Origin of the sequence: Xenorhabdus sp. Sc-CR9 (assembly GCF_963897815.1) — a bacterium.
Classification (GTDB): Bacteria; Pseudomonadota; Gammaproteobacteria; order Enterobacterales; family Enterobacteriaceae; genus Xenorhabdus.
The window spans coordinates 26,806-45,053 of sequence record NZ_CAWQTY010000166.1; the positions used below are offsets into that span (position 1 = coordinate 26,806).

Sequence of the window (18,248 nt, forward strand, 5' to 3'; positions counted from 1 at the left end):
GCTCCCTTTTTATGGGTATATTAAAAATAAAAACATGAGAACTGATAAAACAAAAAATCACACTTGAAGTTAAACTAATAAAAATAACTCTCCGAAATAGATTTATAATCTATTTCTGTTAGTAAGGAGTTTTGGCACACCCAGAACAAACGACATAAAAATACCTGACCATTCTAATAAAAAAGAACAGTCTTATTTTAAATGTGTTTCCCAACTCCTTTTCAGTTCAGAAAGGAATTGGGTTCTGTACGATATTAGATGATTTTACATTAAATTATTTTATTCCACATTTCTAATAATGTTTTTCTAACGCATCTAATTTTATTATGGGTGTTATGTATTAAGTTTTATTAGATCTGGTGATTTTCCCTTCATGTTTTAACTCAAAATTCATTGGATATAGAAAGTGAAATAAGAGCCTATATTATTAGGCTCTTTGTGATGAGCTTCACTTAATTTTATTTTCAAATGGATTAATGGATTTTATTGCTTATTTCTTTAATATTACCATCTTCCAATTTAATAATACGGTCGGCAACATCAAAGTAAGCATCATCATGACTGATAATGATGACAGTTTTACCATTGGCTTTTAATTCAGGCAGCAATTCAGTATAGAATAAACGTTTAAATACGGGATCTTGGTCTGCGGCCCATTCATCAAACAGATAAATAGGACGATCTTCCAGATAAGCCGAGACTAAAGCCAGCCGTTTCCGTTGACCTGCCGAAAGATTGGTTGTGGAAAAACCACCATCAACGATTTTAACTTTGTGCCCCATGTTTAATGCTTCAATATAATGTGTCGCTTTTTCGGTAACGTCCGAATCACTATTGAGCAATTGCTCGAATAAATGATAATCGGAAAAAACAGCAGAAAAGAATTGACGATAATGCTCATTGTTAGCTGGTGTTACCTGTACACCATTTAGCGAAATAAAACCGGACTCTTGTTCAAACAAACCGATAAGTAACATCGCGAGTGTTGTTTTACCGCTGCCATTACCACCGACAATAAAAACAATTTCACCTTGCGATATTTTCAGACTCAATGGGCCGAGTGCAAACTGTCGATCCTCTTTATCCGTCGTGTAATGGTGGACGACATCTTTCAGCTCAAGTTCCATTGAGTGTTGGTTATAGAATGGATTAGAACTTTCAGTTTGCACGGACATAGCTTCTTCTAACTCATCGTCAAGACGGCGCATTTTATTCAATGAAACTTCTGCTTCTCTTAATTCAGGGATTGCCCCAATCACTTCACTGATGGGACCTGATAAGAAGAGAACAAGTAATGAGACAGTAAAAAGCGTTGATGGCTCTTGAGGAAGCCAAATAGGAACGACAAAAACGATGATGCCAATGGTGACATAGAATGTGACGGAACTGGCATTTATGACCCATGCATAGTTGGAATTCGCTTTGATACAGATCTCTTGGAATACCTTAGCTGCTGGTGCGATAACTTTATCGATAAAAAGACTGCCTTTCTGTTTATTGAGTTGTAGTTCTTTGCTTCCATCAATCAGGCTTTGGAAATTAAGGTATATCTTATCCACTTGATCACGCATTAATGTCATCAGGTGTAATGGATATTTTTCCCATATATAAAACAGATACATTGAGATAAGGCTTAATATAGCCAAAATGACAAACAGTTCCCAGGATATCCAGGCTAAATAACTAAAGCAGGCCAAGATTAAGGTGACATTACCAAAAACGCTGGGTGCCAGCATAAAGGAGTGTACAAATACATCGACATCTTTAGTTAAAACTGCCAATAAGCCGTGTCGTCCGAGTTTATGCAGTTTTTTTAGTGGGGCACGTAGAATTTTACTACTCAAACTCAGACGCAATGAATAAATCGTAGATTGTGCTAAATGAGATAATGTGATTTCTGATACTGTTTTAGTAATAAAAAATATAAAACACATACCAAAAAAGCCTAAAAGAAACATAGTTAGGTTGATCTGTTCTGTAACACCTTGGCTGATCATGCCAACTATAGAAGCACCGGCAAACCCACTAATTAATGCGCTTATTGTCGATACCAGCAGTAATACCCAAGATTGACGATATAAATAAGCTATTAGAGTCATAAAAAACAAGCCATTGTCAAAGGTTATAATTAATATGAAAATTCATATATCTGTCTACACAATCCACTATGGTTGTTTTTTTCTTATCAAACTGCAAGCGTGATTTATAGCACAGCAATATTAATAAATATAATTTCAATTAAAATTATTTTCTAATGCAAATGATAACTTACTTAAATTAAGTAGATAAATTATCTTAGGTATAATAAAGTGGCTGGATAGCCACTTTATATTTTAGTGTAAGATAATAAATATATACTTCGTCTTTTAAACTTCAGCTTGAAAACCAATGGGTATACATTGGGTGTAATTAAATTGAATGACAGGAAGTACCCAATGAAAAAATCAGGCAATCAGTAATTACAACCTGCCCTAAAATAATACTTTTCATTACGAAACTCCCATTTTTCATTTTGATTAGGTTCTAATAACATATGGCCTTCTTGAAAATTAAAACCATATTCATGGTAAACATCTCTGGCATTAGGTGCTGGTGTCAATTGGATATTTCCATTTTTACCTAGTTCGTTTGATTTATTTACTGCATACTCTATCAGTAATATACCACAGCGTCTTATACCGATATGCATAATGAAATCCTGAATTTTGGCCGGCTCTGTGATTCTTAAAAAATCATTGCTGAGCATCAATGTACCAATTGGTGTTTCTTGATAAAACATAACATAAAAATAATGATTTATTGTATTTGAAATGCTGTCAAAGTTACTGTATATAATATCATTCATATCACAAAGTAATCTGTAGGTCATTTTACCTCGTGAATACCAATTTTTCTGATCTTTATTTAACTCTTCCGTTTGTTTCGGCTCTATAAGCCAATCACCATTAATGATATTCGTTCTTATTTTGTTAACACAATATATAGCATCTTGATGTCCAACTTCTCTGATAGTGATGTAATCTTTAACATTAAATGTGCTTGGTGCCACTTCTGGGCTTGAACCATAGCAAGCGGGCCGAGTCAGTGACCCTTCTATTCCTGAGTCTAATATGCTGAAAAATTTTGATTTAAGTATCATGATGTACCTTCCAATAATAATGTAAAATACATTAATGTAATTTTTTAAAATAAAATTTTATAACTTTAATTTATCTATTTTTTCACTCTCTACTATTGTTTTGTGGGTTGAGAAAAAACTGTATTCAATAATGTTTCAACAAATAAATAAGCATTCAGAATGTTAGGGCACTTGCTTACTCCTCTCAGTAAGAGGAATATAGAAATGCCATAATTGTTCAATTTTATTGAATCAGGGTGTTGACTGAGGGAAATGAACGTAGCCAACAAAACTGCACTTGAAAGACGATGTGTATATTAACGTACAGTTAATCTACTGACTTAACACACCAGATAATATTATTGAAGTACTTTTCACGAACAATGTGATACCTGGCATGTGTGTAAAAAATATCGCTGATAAGATCGCCTGCTTGAAACCAGCACACCTTTCAACAGTTACTGTATCCGGTAAGAAAAAACAGTTCTCTGATAGTTATTTTTGGTATCATTTTATTTAATCTTTTGATTTTAAATAATATTATAGATGTCCAGAGTAAAAATTGTTAATTGCAAACATATTTTTTGGATCATGACCATAACTTATGGTCATGATTTATGAATAACTATTGAACAAAATCACTTCATTTCGGTTGGCTTCTGTTCTGCATCTGCTTATATTTATCTTTTTATGCATAAACGATGCATAAATTGAAAATAGAGTCATTTTTATAAATTGTGAAAAACATCATAAAGTAAATTAATTGTGATTTTATTGTATTGACTTTGTTAAAACTCAAAGAGATTATGAGGTTAATTACCAATCAAAAAAGATAAAAAAGATATTACAAGAGAGTTTATTGCAAAAGTATCATTGAAAACTAATCAAAACATCGAATAGATAATCCAAATGAATCCATTAATAAAAAATTATATTTAATAATATAGAATTTAATTTTTTATCCTAATTACTTGAGGAAAAACTAATGACGAACACGATTCAAAGAAATTGGTTTGACCAGTACATGGTTCCCTGTTTTTCACCAGCGAAATTTATTCCGGTCAAGGCAAAAGGCTCTCGTGTATGGGATCAGGATGGGAAAGAGTACGTTGATTTTGCAGGCGGAATCGCCGTTAATTCATTAGGTCATGCCAATGATGAATTAAAAAATACATTAATATTTCAAATGGAAAACATATGGCATATTGGTAATGGTTACACCAATGAGCCTATTTTAAAATTAGCAAAAGCTCTGGTTGAAAATACATTCGCAGATAAGGTTTTTTTCTGTAATTCCGGTGCGGAGGCAAATGAAGCTGCATTAAAAATTGCCAGAAAACATGCTTTGGATAAATATGGCAGTCATAAAAGCGAAATTATTTCATTCGAAAATTCGTTCCACGGTAGAACATTATTTACTGTAACGGTAGGAGGCCAGCCAAAATACTCTCAGGACTTTGCTCCTCTGCCACAACAAATTACCCACCTTCCATACAACGATATTGATGCTATCAAAGCACATATTTCAGAAAACACCTGTGCCGTGATTGTTGAGCCTATTATCGGTGAAGGTGGTGTGATCCCTGCTGACCCTGCCTTTTTGAAAGCATTGCGTGAATTGTGCGATCAACATCAGGCAGTGCTGATTTTTGATGAAATTCAAACAGGCATCGGACGTACCGGTTACTTGTATGCTTATGAGGAAACTGGTGTAGAACCCGATATTCTGACTACTGCCAAAGGGCTTGGCGGCGGCTTCCCGGTTGGCGCGATGTTAGTCAGGCAGTATATCGCAGAAGCATTCCAGCCGGGTTCTCACGGCACAACATTCGGCGGAAACCCGCTGGCGGCAGCCGTTGCCAATAAAGTGATTGAGCTGGTGAATCAGCCGGCATTTCTGGCTGGCGTGCAAGAGCGCCACCATGAGTTTATCCGTCGGATGTCCGAACTTAATCAACGTTATCAAATCTTCAGTGAATTCCGCGGTAAAGGGTTATTGCTGGGGGCTGAGCTAAATGAAAAATATCAGGGCAAGGCGAAAACCCTGACCAATATCGCTGCGGAGGAGGGATTAATTGCCCTGATTGCCGGCCCTGATGTGTTGCGTTTTGCTCCTGCGTTAAATATTGAACCGCAGGATATCAATGACGGTTTCATCCGCCTTGAAAACGCCCTCAAGCGATTTGTTCAGGAATAAAGCCGATTTGAGGTGATACCATGATGCTATTTAGATCCGTTCAACATGAAGATTTAGGGGATATCCTCAATCTTTCGTCCCGTGCTGGCGTTGGCCTGACGACGTTACCGAATAATCAGGAATATCTGGCGGCACGGATTTCACGCAGCATTGATTCTTTCAACGATGCAAAGGGGCGGGCACAACAAGGTTTTTTATTTACCTTGGAAGACACGGAAAAGCATCGTGTTGTTGGTGTTAGTGCGCTGGAAGTTGCGGTCGGGCTGGAAGAGCCTTTTTACAATTTCCGCGTACAAAGATCAGTACGTTCCTCCCGTGAGTTAGGCATTTACAACACATTTGAAACGCTGATAGTCGGGCAAGATTATACTGGATGCAGTGAACTGTGTACGCTGTTCCTTGACCCTGATTATCATGGGGGGAGCAATGGTGTTTTTCTTTCCCGAAGCCGCTTTCTGTTCATTGCTGCGTTCAGACACCTGTTCTCAAAACATATTTTTGCGGAAATGCGCGGGGTCGTGGATCAGCAAGGTGAATCTCCCTTCTGGAATGCACTCGGGCATCACTTTTTTAATGTACCTTTCGCCGAAGCCGATTATTTGACAGTGCTTGGCTCCAAAACATTTATTGCAGAGCTGATGCCATTCCATCCAATTTATGTCCCTTTGTTGCCAGAAGAAGCGCGCCAAGCCATCGGACAAGTGCATGAAAATACTTTGCCTGCGCGCGCCATTCTGGAAAAAGAGGGGTTTGCTTACCACGAGGCGGTGGATATTTTTGATGCTGGCGCCATTCTGGATGCAGAGATAGATAATGTGCGCACAATCAAAGCCAGCCGGCTTGTACATGTTAAAAGAAGCGAGAATGTGTCCCGATCACAGGATGGCCTGCCGTACATTGTTTCTAACCTGCATTTTCAGGATTTCAAGGCACTTCTCCTGCATCTTTCTGCTCCTCAGGATAGTGATGAACTGCGGCTTACCTCCGAGGAAATGGAGGCACTCCATCTGGATGATGGCGATTCGGTACGTTTTGTTTCTCTGTTCTCCTAAACGCTTTCACAATTAAGAGCAAGCGCTTAAGAACAAAAGCGCTTTCGCAATTGAGGGTTTTCATAATGAATCATCAGGCAAATTACATTGGCGGAGAATGGATAGCAGGGCAAGGTCTGCCCGTTATTAAAAATTCTCCTGTTGACCAGCGAGTTTTATGGCAGGCAAATGGTGCTTCTGCTTCTCAGGTGGATGAAGCCTGTCAATCAGCCCGCAAAGCATTTCCTGAGTGGTCCCGGTTAGGGGTTGAACAACGCATTGCAATTATTCAGGCATTTGCTGATTTGCTGACACAGGAAAAAGAAAACATTGCCCGTGTGATCAGTGAGGAAACCAGCAAACCACTGTGGGAAACCCGGACAGAAGTCCAGTCGATGGTAGGTAAAATTGCTATCTCCGTTGAAGCATGGGAACAGCGGACAGGGTATTCCGAAACGACTATGCCCGATGGCAAAGCAATATTGCAGCATCGTCCCCACGGTGTGATGGCGGTTTTCGGTCCCTATAATTTCCCCGGTCATTTACCTAACGGGCATATTGTTCCGGCATTGATTGCCGGTAATACACTGGTATTTAAACCCAGTGAGCTGACGCCGGTAACGGCGGAGAAAACCGTGGAATTGTGGATAAAGGCGGGGTTACCTGCCGGAGTATTGAATTTGGTTCAGGGAGGCAAGGAAACTGGCGGTGCATTGCTGGAAAACCGGGAAATTGACGGCGTGCTGTTCACTGGCAGCGCGGCAACGGGATTCCACTTCCATCGTGTACTGGCGGGTCAACCAGAAAAAATGTTGGCGCTGGAGATGGGCGGTAACAATGCCTTGATTGTGGATGACTATGATTCACTTGATGCTGCCGTTTATACCATTATTCAATCTGCGTTTATTTCCGCAGGACAACGCTGTACTTGTGCCCGCCGGTTACTGGTAAAACAGGGGGAAAAAGGTGATGCGCTGATCCAACGGTTACTTGATGCCGCAAGTCAGATTGTTCCAGCCCATTGGGATGCCGAGTCACAGCCTTTTATGGGAGGTGTAATTTCTTTGGCAGCGGTGGGAAACCTGCTGGAAGCTCAGGCGAAATTGTTGGCAACGGGGGGAATTGCACGACTTCCCCTGACTCAGCCCGATCCTCATTCAACCTTTATGACACCGGGCATCATTGATCTGACAAATGCCAAAAGTGTTCCTGATGAAGAATATTTTGGTCCCTTACTGACATTAAGACGTTACGACACTTTCGACGAAGCCATTTCCATTGCGAATGATACGCGGTTTGGGCTGGCCACCGGCCTGATTTCTCCTGATGCCAGCCTGTTCAAGAAGTTATTGCAGGAGGCGAGGGCGGGGATCGTGAATTGGAATAAGCCGTTAACAGGGGCATCCAGCAAGGCACCTTTTGGTGGCATCGGTGCATCGGGGAATCACCGCCCCAGTGCCTATTATGCGGCGGATTATTGCGCCTGGCCGATGGCTTCCCTGACGGCTGACAATGTGGTGTTACCTGAAACGCCGGCGCCGGGACTGGGTTTTTTAGGATGTCAGAGGTGATTATGTCGGGAATTGAAGCAAATTTTGATGGTCTGGTGGGGATGACTCACAATTACGCTGGGCTGTCGACAGGCAATGAAGCTGCCATGAATCATAAGGGGCAGGAATCCAATCCCCGCAAAGCCGCACTTCAGGGATTGATGAAAATGAAAGCGCTGTCTGATATGGGACTGGTACAGGGGGTTTTACCCCCGCAACAACGCCCCAATCTTCCTGTATTGCGGCAATTAGGGTTTACGGGTAATGACGAACAAGTGCTCAATAAGGCGGTACAATATTCACCATCGTTATTGTCCGGTCTCAGCTCCGCGTCTTCTATGTGGACAGCCAATGCAGCAACTGTATCACCTTCGGCTGATAGTGCTGACCAGCGTGTCCACTTTACTGTGGCCAACTTGAATAACAAGCTGCACCGTTCACTGGAAAGCACGACCACTGCGCGGGCGCTGAAAGCCGTTTTTCCGGATCAGGATTGTTTTGTCCACCATGACCCTTTGCCGCAACATGCAGATTGGGGAGATGAGGGAGCAGCGAATCATAACCGTTTTTGCTCTGAATATAGTGAAGCGGGTGTGCAGTTATTTGTTTATGGTCGCAAAGCCTTGCAGGACGGCATTGGGCCTAAACATTATCCCGCCAGGCAGACGTTGGAAGCCAGTCAGGCTGTTGCTCGTTTACATCAACTTGAAGAAGCGGGAACCGTATTTGCCCAGCAAAATCCTGTTGCCATCGATGGTGGTGTTTTTCATAACGATGTGATCTCAGTCAGCAATCGCAATGTGTTTTTCTATCACCAGCAGGCTTTTCTGAACCAACAATCGGTATTGATCGAACTCAGGGAAAAAATGGCCCGGCTTGGACACACATTAATGACGGTTGAAGTCCCGACAGAGCAAGTCTCTATTCAGGATGCTGTTGAATCCTATCTTTTTAACAGCCAGTTACTGAGTCAACCCGACGGCAACATGATGCTGGTTCTACCGGAAGAGTGCCGCCAAAATCATCATGTTTCAGCCTATTTGCAAAAGTTGATTGCAGGGGGAAACTCTCCTATCAATAAACTTCATTTCTTTGACTTGCGGGAAAGCATGCACAACGGGGGAGGGCCTGCTTGTCTGCGGCTTCGGGTCGTCTTGAACGAAAAAGAGCTGGCAGCAGTGAATCAGGCGGTTTTGATGAACCCAATACTGTATCAGCGTCTGACATCATGGATTGAACGCCATTATCGTGATTCTCTGTATGCGGCTGATCTGGCTGATCCACAGCTATTGAATGAAGTTTACAGCGCACTTGATGAACTGACGCAAATCCTCAGACTCGGTTCAATCTATGATTTTCAGCACTAATCAGGAGATAAGATGGATTTACTGAATTTATTGCTTGAAAACAAAATTGAAAATACCTTGTGTTTTCCGCCAAGTATCAAGTCATCCTGGTTAGCGGAAGGCGTATTACAGTTATTTCCGGAAGAACAACCGGTTCCAGAAAAACAACCGGTTCCAGAAAAACAATCACAAGCGCTTTCACAGGAGAAAAATACCGATACGCTGATCATTTCAGCCGGAATACATGGCAATGAAACTGCGCCTGTGGAAATACTGCTTCAACTATTGTCACAACTGGCTCAGGGAAGCCTGCCGTTACGACATAATCTCCTGTTGATCTTCGGTAATTTACCTGCCATGCGTGAGGGTCTGCGGTATCTCGATAATGATCTTAACCGCATGTTTAGCGGTCGCCATAAAAATTTTCCGGCAGGGAATGAGACACGCCGTGCGATAGAGCTGGAAGCAGTTGTCCACCAATTCCTTAGCCAGCCCGCAATCATGGCGTCAGAGAGACGCAGGCACCTTGATCTCCATACAGCGATTCGAGGTTCCTGTCATGAGCAATTTGCTCTGTTGCCGTACCAAACACGTGAATATGCCGCTGATTTTTTACAAGGGCTGGAAGCTAGTGATATTGATGCGGTGGTATTTCATAACGCAGTGGGGGGAACGTTCAGCCACTTTACCAGCGAACATTTCAATGCAGACAGTTGCACACTGGAGATAGGCAAGGCATTGCCTTTTGGGCAAAACGATCTGGCAAGATTCAGTAACATAACCGAAGCATTACGGAATTTGGTCGCGGGTTCATTTGTCGTTAAACGGAATAAACCCGCGCTCAAATGTTATCGTGTGGTTGATGCGATTATCAAACAACATGATAGCTTCCGGCTGAATATCCCAGAGGATACGAAAAACTTTACCGTTTTGGCGGAAGGTTTCGAAATTGCCAGTCAGCATAATCAGTCCTGGAAAATAGCCTCTCCTGCAAATTTTATTCTGTTCCCTAATGCCCATGTCGCTATTGGGTTACGGGCGGGTCTATTGCTGGCGCAATTAACGTAATCAATCCAGATATACCTAATCGATTTCGGGCCGTAGTTCACAAGGCTGCGGTTTGAAAGACAAAAAAATATAAAAATAAAACCATAGAGGTCCTTGATGACGAGATCACTAAAAACATCTGCGGAGCAATCCGCAGGTGCGCAAAAACTCCACCGTGGATTAGGTAGACGTCATATTCAATTGATCGCAATTGGTGGAGCCATTGGTACTGGTTTATTTATGGGGACGGGGAAAACCATAGCAGTATCAGGAACTTCAATTATTCTGACTTATCTGCTGATTGGTTTTTTTGCTTTTATGGTCATGCGGGCAATGGGAGAACTGTTGCTCACTAAATTGGATTACCGGACATTCGCTGATTTCGTAGCAGATTATCTGGGGGACAAAGCCAGCTATTTTCTGGGCTGGACCTATTGGATGAGTTGGATTGTCAGTTGCATAGCAGATGTTGTGGTTTGTGGCGGTTATATCCAGTATTGGTTCCCGGACAGTTATCTTTGGTTAACGGCACTGTTTGTTTTGGGGCTGATGTGCTTTTGTAATTTTTTCTCTGTACGGTTATTTGGTGAAACTGAATTCTGGTTTGCCATGATCAAAGTGGTAGCGATAGTTGCCTTGATTATCGTTGGCGTGGGCATGGTGTTTGTGGGATGGATTTCACCCAATGGCGTGACAGCTTCTGTACGTCATTTGACGGAACCTGAAGTATTTCTGCCAAATGGTTTATTTGGTTTTTTTGCTGGTTTTCAGATCGCCATTTTTTCTTTTACGGGGATTGAACTGGTCGGTACTGTGACGGCTGAAACCAAAGAGCCGGAGAAAATTTTACCGAAAGCCATCAACAGCATCCCCATCAGAGTCATTATTTTTTACGTACTTTCCATGATGTGTATTATTGCTGTCACTTCCTGGCCTCATATTTCACCGGAAGTGAGTCCGTTTGTGACATTGTTTGCATTAGCTGGATTACCTGCTGCGGCTGCGGTGATTAACTTTGTGGCACTGACTTCGGCGATGTCTTCAGCAAACAGTGGTCTATACGCTTGCACCCGAATGCTTTATGGCCTCTCTACAGAGAAACTGGCTCATTATAAATTCGGGCAACTTTCGATAAGCAGTGCCGTTCCTGTATTCAGCCTGATATTTTCCGTTATCTGCATGGCAAGCGGTGTATTTCTGCTGTTTATCATTCCCGATGTGATGAAATTATTCACTATTGTTACAACTGTCGCCGCTATCATGGTCATTTACAGTTGGTGCATGATATTGCTTGCTTATCTGGCTTACCGTAAGAAGCGCCCTGATTTACATAAAAAATCCATTTATAAAATGCCAATGGGTATTCCCATGACATGGTGTACGTTGATATTTTTTGCTTTCACGGTAGTGATTATGATATTTGATTATGAGACCCGTATTGCATTATATGGCACACCTGTGTGGTTTGTGATATTAGAAATCTTGTGGCGAGTCAGAAAACGTCAAAAACAGCAAGCGGAATGGAAATAAACAGAAAAATAAATTTAATCATTTCTTTAAACCTGATTAATTTTATAAACCTGATTATTGTTATATCCAATGACTTTTAAGTTGCAGTTAATAAATTTGCAACTTAAAAGACGACGGGTATATTGATAATTCCATTCCCTTTTTTGTTCTGTTACTGCTATCTGAATAGCATGCTTATAAGGCTGCCGAAGATCAGGATATGGAGATGCCCTTCACCATGAGTGCCATTTCACTCAGGATCGGATGCGTGAATAATGCGGCCAACGGAACTTCCATACCTTGTTCACGCATACGTGACAGCAGTTGTATCGCTGTCAGAGAATGCCCACCTAGCCTGAAGAAATTGTCTTGGCGGCCAACCCGTTCGAGTTTCAGTAACTCCTGCCAAATTTGGGCCAATGTCATTTCCATTTCATCTACCGGGGCTTCGTATTCCCATTCAACAACCGCAGGTTGATCAAATGAGAGTATGGCCTGATGTTTGGGCTTACTATTGTAATCAGTCAGCAATTGTTGTTGTTCAATGGCGGACATAATGGGAATGTTTACAATGGGTTGCTGGGGGGCAATTTCCAATGCCCTAACCAGACCCGACAGAGCTGTGGTCATACAGAAATTCAGGCGGGATGAATCGATTCCCAATACCGCCTGAATTTCTAAAAGAAAGCCTTTACCCAAATCATCCACAGCAAAATAGAGGGGATAGTTCATCCTCTCCTGTGCTGTTATCAGACGTATACCTTCCCATGTGGTGCTGATTGTGTCCGATTGGCTATGACGATAGTTGAGTAGCGTATTAAAGAGAGGCAAGGGTGATGGTATTGCACTACAACGTTGAGCCAATGCCAATGAAGCCTGCTCGTGTTCCAGTAGCCGGGTCAGATTGCGATAAGTTGCTTGCACAGTCTCTTTTACGCTGTTTCCTGTCAGTTTAACCCGCACGGGCAATGTATTGATCGACAAGCCTAGAATCTGGTCGATATCAGTACCTCCTTGCATACGTCCCGACAAAACTGTGCCGAAGACAACATCTTCCCGATCGCTTATTTTTGCCAGCACCAGCGCCAGCGCGACATGAAATAGGATACCGGGGCTTACGCCATGACGACGGGCCTGTCTGCGGATAGCTCCCGACAGGGATGCACTGATAGGTTGAATAATACGCGTGATTTGTCTGTTTCCACTGTAGATATCGAGTATCCCGAAAGGTGTGGTTGGCGTATCTACATCGGCCAGGATTTCACGGAAATAAGTTTCATGTAATGAAAGCGATACTCTCTGTAACTGGGCAATAAAGTGGCGGTAAGGTAATATTGGCGTTAAATGTTTGGGACGATGGAACAGTAATTCATTAATTTCAGACATGATAATGTCTAACGAGATATGGTCATTAAGTATATGGTGACAGCACAGTGCCAGCAACCACTCATCATGATGCCGGTCATAGGCGATATTGACGGAAATAAGCGGAGCCTGACTGACATCAAGGCGATGCTGGTACGGGTCGGTATGTGCCAGTAACTGAGACCGGATGTCTTTATCGTTTTCAGGTGTGAAGGTGTCAATGTGTAGAGATGCTTGGCGACAGACTACTTGTATTGGTTGTGCCAGACCTTGCCAGCAGATGGCAGTACGCAGAATATCGTGGCGGTCAATGACCTGCTGGAAGGCGGTGAGGAAAGCATCAAGACGTTCACGGTTATCGAAAGCAAGCAAAATGTGTAACAGATAACTATCTCCCTGTGTTTGTAACAGGTGATGGAACAACATGCCTTCCTGTAATGGTGCCAGCGGATAGATATCCTGGATATTGGCAGCTCCACCTGGAATGATGGTTGCGATAGTATCAATCTCATGTTGTGTCAGGGAGATGAGGGGCAGCATAGCAGGAGTGATTTTCGTACAGCCATCGGGGATAAGATTAGGCGGTACAATCAATGTAATCACATTTTCCTCGACGGACTGCATCATTTTCGCCATTTCAGTCAGCATTGGTGTGGCAAATACAGAGCGGATATCAAGATTCCAGCCTTGTTCCCGCAATCGTTCGATTAGGCTGACAACCATCAGTGAATGGCCTCCTAGCTCAAAGAAGTGGTCGTAACGTCCCGCTCTTTTCACCCCTAATAATGTTTGCCAGATTTTGGCCAATGCGATTTCCATATTGCTGATTGGTGCTTCATATGCGTGGCTCACCATTGCCGCTTGATCTGGTAACGGCAATGCCTGACGGTCGAGTTTGCCATTAGGTGCCAGCGGAAAATAATCGAGAATCACAAAAGCGCAGGGCAACATATAATCAGCAAGATGCTGTGAGAGTTGCCGGCGCAGCTCCGTAGGCACCAGTTTCGCATATGGTTCCCGGAGCAGATAGGCAACCAGCCGCTTTTCGTTCGGCATTTCGGTATGACTGGGGATTTCTCGGGCAAGCACGATGGCTTCACGTACGCCGTGGCATTGCATCAATCTGGTTTCAATCTCACCTAATTCGATACGGAAGCCGCGTATTTTAATCTGAAAATCATTGCGGCCGAGGTATTCGATATTGCCGTCAGCCCGCCAACGACCTAAATCGCCCGTTTTATACATGCGGGCATTGGGGTGTTCACTAAATGGATCGACAACAAATCTTTCTGCCGTGAGTTTTGGTTGGTTGGAATAACCACGGGCAACACCCATACCACCGATATAAATTTCACCACTGACACCAGTAGGAACCGGCTGGCGGAACGCGTCTAAAATATAAATGCGGGTATTGGACAATGGGCGACCAATGGGGATGTTATCGGTGACAGGTGAAGTTTGTTTGCCATCTATCATCAACGCCGTGGCCGTAACAGTTATTTCAGTGGGACCATAGGCGTTGAACCAACGGCAGGAATGTGTTTCAGGGCACGATAGCCAGTCGATTAAATAGCGGCGCTCTACTTTATCACCACCAACAATGACGGTATGGAGGCAGGGGCTGAAACCGATGCGTCCTGCTACTATTTCCTGTACCCAATGATGCCAGAAAGCAGTCGGTATATTGATGATAGTGATTTTCTGCTCACGCAGGAAATTAACAAAATTGATATCCGGTATCTTGATATAGGACGGACGCAGAACCAGCGTAGCACCCGAGGCAAGAGTGGGGAAAATATCGGATACGGAAATATCAAACGCAAAGGTAACAAATTGCAGGACACGATCGCCGGGATGAGGCTGACTGACTAAACGTTGTGCATGGATAAGGCTCACGACATTGCGGTGTTCCAGCATGACACCCTTGGGATGTCCGGTTGAACCGGAAGTATAGATGATATAGGCCAAATGGTGGGGCTGAAGCCCTATTTGTCTGCTGTCTGGATTATGTTCAGGTTGTGCCGCTGTACTTTTTTGATAAGTCTCATCATCGAGTCGCCAGACCGGCAAATTTTGCATCAATAAGCCTGTTTGCAGATGTTTTTGTGTCAGCAGTAGTACAGGTTTACTGTCCGATAATTGATAGATCAGCCGTTCGGTGGGATAGTCTGGATCAAGTGGCACATAGCTGGCACCGGCTTTTAGAATCCCGAACAGGCCAATGATCATATCCAAACCCCGTTCAACACAAATCGCCACCCGATCATCAGGGTGTACACCAAAGTCAATCAGGCTGTGCGCCAGTTGATTTGCTCGGCAATTCAGTTCGGCATAACTCAAAGATTGATCTTCAAATATTACGGCTGTGGCATTTGGTGTGCGTTGCACCTGTTCTTCGAATGGTTTATGAATCAAAGCATCTTGTGAAAATTGGCCTTGTGAAAATAGCGGGAAGTCGGCCTGAGGGGTGTTGAATTCGAAGAGTAGTTGTTGCCGCTCAGCTACAGATAGCATTGGCAGATGTGCAATGGCCTGCATTTCACTGTCTGCCATAGCCGTCAGTATCTGAGTGAGGTAACCCACCATTCGTTCAACTGTCATTTTATCGAACAGGTTTGAGGCATATTCCAGATAACCAGTGAGACCATTTCTGGTTTCATTGAGTGACAAAGTGAGATCAAAGTGTGCGCTATGGCGTGTTTGATTAAGCGTTGAGACAGATAAACCCGGCAATTCAAAGGATTGCACGGGGGTATTGTCCAGAGCCAGCATAACCTGAAAAATCGGGTTGTAGCTCAGGCTGCGATTGGGTTGTAGAATTTCCACCAACTGTTCAAAAGGCAGATCTTGATGCGCGTAGGCCGCCAGAGATCTTTCTCGGATGTGAGCGAGCAGTTCTGCCACGGTATTGCAATTCTCCAGTTCAATACGCAGAGGCAGGGTATTGACGAAAAAACCGATGACGCCTTCTAATTCACTTCGTGGACGGTTGGCGACCGGCGTGCCAATGATGATATCGTTTTGACCACTCAAGCGGGAAAGGACAATACTCCAACCGGCAAGTAGAGTCATAAATAATGTTGTGCCTTGACGTTGATCAAGTTCTTTGAGAGAGGTCAGTAAATTCGCATTCAGATGAACGGGAATGTGGCTGCCGGCATAGCTTTGCTCTGGTGGACGTGTTCGATCGGTGGGAAGAGCCAGCAGCTCTGGCGCTCCCTGAAGTTGTTCTTGCCAGAAATCCCGTTGAGCCGAAATAATCTCATCCCGTAACCACTCCTGTTGCCAGGCTGCATAGTCGGCATATTGGATGGGCAGAGGTGCCAAAGGAACATTTTGCTCCCCAAGTGAGGCGCGGTAGAGTATGCCTAATTCACGGATCAATATCCCCACTGACCAGCCATCAGTGATGATGTGGTGCTGAGTGAGAATAAATATGTGCTCGTCGTCCGATAGTTGTAGTAATTGACCCCGAACCGACGGTTTATTGACAAAATCAAACAGAGTTTGTGCTTCGAGTGTTATCAGCTCATCAATGCGGTTCATGCATGAGGTTTTATTTAACCCGCGTAGATCCTGATAGTTCAGGGTAAAGCCGATATCTGCGTCATCAATGTGCTGGTAAAGTTGCTCATCAACAAGGACAAAACGGGTTCTCAGGCTTTCCTGTCGTGTAACGAGAGAATCCAATGCACTCTTGAATGCCGCTTGATTAAATTGTCCGCAGAGGTACAGCACTGTCGGAATATGGTAGGCCAGACTGGCAGCGGGGTTCAGCCGGGCGAGAAACCACAGGCGCTGTTGGGCGAATGATAGCGGCAAAGGCTGACGGCGATCGACGGCAGGAATAGTGGTTGTTTGAGTGACCACCGAAGCATCAGTGAGCACGGTAGCCAAATCAGCGAGCACCGGGTGGGCAAAGAGTTGCGGCAAGCAGAGTTCCAGTGCCAGATTTTGGCGTATCCGTGTGACAAGCTGGATAGCAAGCAGGGAATGACCGCCGAGTTCAAAGAAATGGTCATGTCGACTGACACGCTCAAGTCCCAGTAGTGTTTGCCAAATTTGCGCCAGGGCAGTTTCCACTGCACCCATTGGTGCATTATAGACGCGTGTCACAATGGCAGAGGGATCAGGGGCAGGAAGTGCCTGTCTGTCGAGTTTACCATTGGGTGTCAGCGGGAAAGCGTCAAGTGTTACAAAGGCGCTGGGGATCATATAGTCAGTAAGTTGTTTCGTGAGTTGTTGACGCAATCCCGCAGGGGCCGGTTTCACATTTGGGTCGGTAAGCAGATAGGCGACCAGCCGTTTTTGTTCCCCGATATCTTCACGCGCCATAACTACGGCCTCACGTACACCACAACATTGCTCAAGTTTTGCTTCAATTTCACCAAGCTCAACCCTAAAACCACGTATCTTGACCTGAAAATCATTGCGGCCGAGGTATTCGATATTGCCATCGGGCCGCCAGCGACCAAGGTCGCCGGTTTTGTACATCCGTGAATCCGGAACGGGGGAAAACGGATCGATCAGGAAGCGTTCAGCCGTGAGTTCAGGTCGATTAAGATAACCACGGGCAACACCGACACCCGCGATATGGATTTCCCCGCTGACACCGAGCGGGACGGGGTAACCATGGGTATCGAGAATGTAGATTTGGGTATTGGCAATTGGGCGGCCAATATGGGGGATAAAGCCCGTTGTCCGGCTCATGCGTGTCCAGGTTGAATAAGTTGTTGTTTCCGAAGGACCATAAAGATTGCACACATTTTGTATAGAGGAACAAGCAAACAACTGTTCAACAACATTTGGTTTCAATGCTTCACCAGCCAAATTGACGATTTTGGTTGTATCAGGAATAACATTAGTATTGATCAAATGCACAATAGCCGATGGAACGGTATTTATCAGGCTGACAATTGGTTTTGTGGTGGCTGATTTTGCGGTGATCCGTGTTTCACTAGAGCGTGTTGACCTTTGTTGTACATGTTTCAATCGACCCACATAGGGAGCCACATGATTGAAAATGCCAAAGCAACGAGACTTTCATAATTTCTTGCTAATTTGTCATACCGAGTAGCTACTGCT

The 18,248-nt window shown here is 43.7% G+C and carries 8 protein-coding genes and 2 pseudogenes; 6 read left to right on the forward strand and 4 right to left on the reverse strand.

Features of this window, described 5'->3' with window-relative positions; all coding sequences use genetic code 11:
• Positions 1–473: 473 nt before the first annotated feature.
• Together AACQ81_RS08130 and AACQ81_RS08135 are read right to left on the reverse strand one after the other, a co-directional pair.
• Complete coding sequence (locus tag AACQ81_RS08130) at positions 474–2,099, reverse strand: cyclic peptide export ABC transporter (RefSeq protein WP_237386954.1); 1,626 nt, start codon at positions 2,097–2,099, stop codon at positions 474–476.
• Positions 2,100–2,452: 353 nt separating this feature from the next.
• A complete protein-coding gene (locus AACQ81_RS08135) occupies positions 2,453–3,139 on the reverse strand; it encodes a hypothetical protein (RefSeq protein WP_237386955.1) in 687 nt (228 codons plus the stop codon).
• Between the two features lie 964 nt (positions 3,140–4,103).
• Between AACQ81_RS08135 and AACQ81_RS08140 the strand changes: the two genes are divergently transcribed.
• The 6 genes from AACQ81_RS08140 to AACQ81_RS08165 all read left to right on the forward strand — a co-directional run bounded on the left by AACQ81_RS08140 (position 4,104) and on the right by AACQ81_RS08165 (position 11,819).
• Positions 4,104–5,315 carry an aspartate aminotransferase family protein gene (locus AACQ81_RS08140; protein ID WP_237386956.1) on the forward strand — a complete coding sequence of 404 codons (1,212 nt, stop codon included), beginning with the start codon at positions 4,104–4,106 and terminating at the stop codon, positions 5,313–5,315.
• 20 nt (positions 5,316–5,335) lie between these two features.
• On the forward strand, positions 5,336–6,367 hold the full coding sequence (astA, locus tag AACQ81_RS08145; protein WP_237386957.1) for an arginine N-succinyltransferase: 1,032 nt from the start codon (positions 5,336–5,338) through the stop codon (positions 6,365–6,367).
• 65 nt (positions 6,368–6,432) lie between these two features.
• On the forward strand, positions 6,433–7,917 hold the full coding sequence (gene astD / locus AACQ81_RS08150; protein WP_237386958.1) for a succinylglutamate-semialdehyde dehydrogenase: 1,485 nt from the start codon (positions 6,433–6,435) through the stop codon (positions 7,915–7,917).
• 2 nt (positions 7,918–7,919) lie between these two features.
• Entirely contained in the window at positions 7,920–9,263 is a 1,344-nt protein-coding gene (gene astB, locus AACQ81_RS08155) for an N-succinylarginine dihydrolase (RefSeq protein ID WP_237386959.1), read from the forward strand.
• 12 nt (positions 9,264–9,275) lie between these two features.
• Positions 9,276–10,310, forward strand: coding sequence for a succinylglutamate desuccinylase (gene astE / locus AACQ81_RS08160; protein ID WP_237386960.1), 1,035 nt, complete (start codon positions 9,276–9,278; stop codon positions 10,308–10,310).
• Positions 10,311–10,406: 96 nt separating this feature from the next.
• Positions 10,407–11,819, forward strand: coding sequence for an amino acid permease (locus tag AACQ81_RS08165; RefSeq protein WP_237386961.1), 1,413 nt, complete (start codon positions 10,407–10,409; stop codon positions 11,817–11,819).
• 192 nt (positions 11,820–12,011) lie between these two features.
• On the opposite strand, the pseudogene AACQ81_RS08170 reads toward AACQ81_RS08165, so the two are convergent.
• Together AACQ81_RS08170 and AACQ81_RS08175 are read right to left on the reverse strand one after the other, a co-directional pair.
• Positions 12,012–18,092: pseudogene (locus tag AACQ81_RS08170) on the reverse strand (amino acid adenylation domain-containing protein); the annotation flags it as partial.
• A gap of 59 nt (positions 18,093–18,151) precedes the next feature.
• Positions 18,152–18,248 (reverse strand): annotated as a pseudogene (locus AACQ81_RS08175) (IS5/IS1182 family transposase); the annotation flags it as partial.